Genomic DNA, 2271 nt, shown 5'->3' with positions numbered 1-2271 from the left:
AAATACAGATGATATGCTAGAGGCACTAAGTAATCAGCAGCCATCCACATTGGATTGGCTACGAACAGCCAAGAATTATGTTAGATATTCCAATCAAGGTGGTTTATATAACGATATAGAAAAGTATCTTCAAAAGCATAGCAGAAGTATATAAAACTGGTACTAATATGTAATCTTTTATCGATAAAAGACAGTCAAAACTATAAAATATTTTAAAAAAGTGAAATCGATTTCCGATTTCACTTTTTTATTTCTTTTAAAGCCAGCTGAGAACAGCGCGAGCTTAAAGCCTAAGTATGAACCAAGGATTGAAGCTGTGCACGACGATAAACAACTACATTTTAAGTTATTTCCCATCCCTTTCTTTTTATATGGAACAAGTAAGATTTAGACATGTTGTCCTCCTACTGTACATAAATTAAATACATATCCAGACAATGGAGGTTCATATGTATTTATTTAAAAAGGGATTAGTAATTATCGTTGGCAGTATTTTTATCGCACTTGGAATAAATATGTTTTTAGTACCCTATGAGATATTAGACGGTGGAGTAATAGGTATAGGGTTAATCTTAAATTATTTATGGGGTTTTAAAACAGGTGCTACTATTATATTTTTTAGTATTCCCATATTTGTAATCGCTTGGTTTAAATACCGTGAGTATTTCTATAATAGTTTGCACGGAATGATTATTTCTTCTTTTTTTATTGATTTACTTAAACCATTCAGTACAATAGTAGTTTTCGATTCCGTTCCAAGTGCTATAGTCGGTGGTTCGATGGTAGGCATCGGGATAGGTTTCATGCTTAGGTACCGGACAAGTACAGGTGGAACGGATTTAATCGCACAGTTTATAAGTGCCAAAACAGGTGTAAATGTAGGGATTAATATCTTTGTAATCGATTCATTAGTTTTGGTAGTGGGAGGACTTTTACTTTCCATGGATTCTTTTTTACTCTCGATTATGACTATATTGTCAGTGGCAATGACTACAAGTCTCATTGCTAGAAAGACAATGCCTAAGCCGATTCCCAAGGAAAGTGTAGTACATTAGATTTATCTAAGGTTTTTCTTTCTAGTGCTAATATGCTTTTATTCATCAAAATCACGATAAAAATCCAATAATATATATCTGAATATTAAATAAATTGATAGAATAAAGTATTGATGAAAAAGGGAGGAAAATGTAGATGCGAATAATGTATACTAACGGCAATATTTTCACGATGAATTTGGAAGAGCCGCTTGTTCAGTCCATTGTGATAGAAAATGAAAAAATTATAGATTTAGGCACGAATGAGGATATGCTCCTTCAATGGGGGAGAGATCATACGACCGTAATCGATTTGGATGGTAAGTATGTATTTCCAGGTTTGATAGACAGTCATTTACATATTTCGAGTGTAGGGATAAACGCACAGGAATTAGACCTGACTGGAATTGAAACGAAAGAGAAACTACTAAATGTTATTAGTAACAAGGCCAGCTCTATTCAGCCTGGTGAATGGATCTTAGGTAGAGGCTGGGATGAAAACATCTTCCCTGACAAGCAAATTCCTTCCATTGAAGAATTAGACTATGTCTCACCCGGTTCCCCATTATTTTTACCAAGAATTTGTGGGCATGCCTTTCTAGTAAATTCAAAGGCTTTAGAGCAAAGTGGGTACCACCCAGATATGTCTATTCCTTTTGGAGGAACCGTGGTAACTAACGAGCAAACCAATAAACCGAATGGATTATTACTTGAAACTGCTTCATCGATAATTACGGATTGCATTCCAACGAAAAGTTATGAACAGCTCAAATCTGCTTTGAAGTTGGGTTTAGAGGAAGCGGTTAAAGTTGGGATGACAAGCATTCATACGAACGATCCTACATATTTGAATGGTGCAAAGCAAACATACAAGCTATTTGATGAACTTATCAATCAAGAGGGCATGGGTCCTCGAAGTAATCTTTTAATTGATTATAAGTACTTGGAAGAACTTAAGGATGCCGGTATGTCTGCAGGATTTGGGAACGATAAGGTAATGATCGGGGCGATAAAGTTTTTTGCTGATGGAGCATTGGGTGGAAGAACGGCGCTATTATCCCAACCTTATGCTGATAGTCCGAGTAACTATGGAAGCTCCATGTATGAAAAAGAAGAACTGTTAGAGCTGATGAAAAACTGTAGAGAATTTAATATGCCTATTGCAGTTCATACCATAGGGGATCAGGCATTAATAGACGTTTTGGACAACCTGGATCATTTAAAGCCGGTTGCTTAT

The 2271-nt window shown here is 35.7% G+C and carries 2 protein-coding genes; both read left to right on the top strand.

The annotated features are described in order from the left end of the window. Positions 1–449 precede the first annotated feature (449 nt). Positions 450–1055 carry a YitT family protein gene (locus AC06OU_RS18755; RefSeq protein WP_475857728.1) on the top strand — a complete coding sequence of 202 codons (606 nt, stop codon included), beginning with the start codon at positions 450–452 and terminating at the stop codon, positions 1053–1055. A gap of 136 nt (positions 1056–1191) precedes the next feature. Then, the coding region (locus tag AC06OU_RS18750; protein WP_475857727.1) for an amidohydrolase at positions 1192–2271 on the top strand (1080 nt) is incomplete at its 3' end.

Source organism: Psychrobacillus sp. (assembly GCF_056205495.1).
This window is presented reverse-complemented; position numbering and strand designations above follow the sequence as displayed.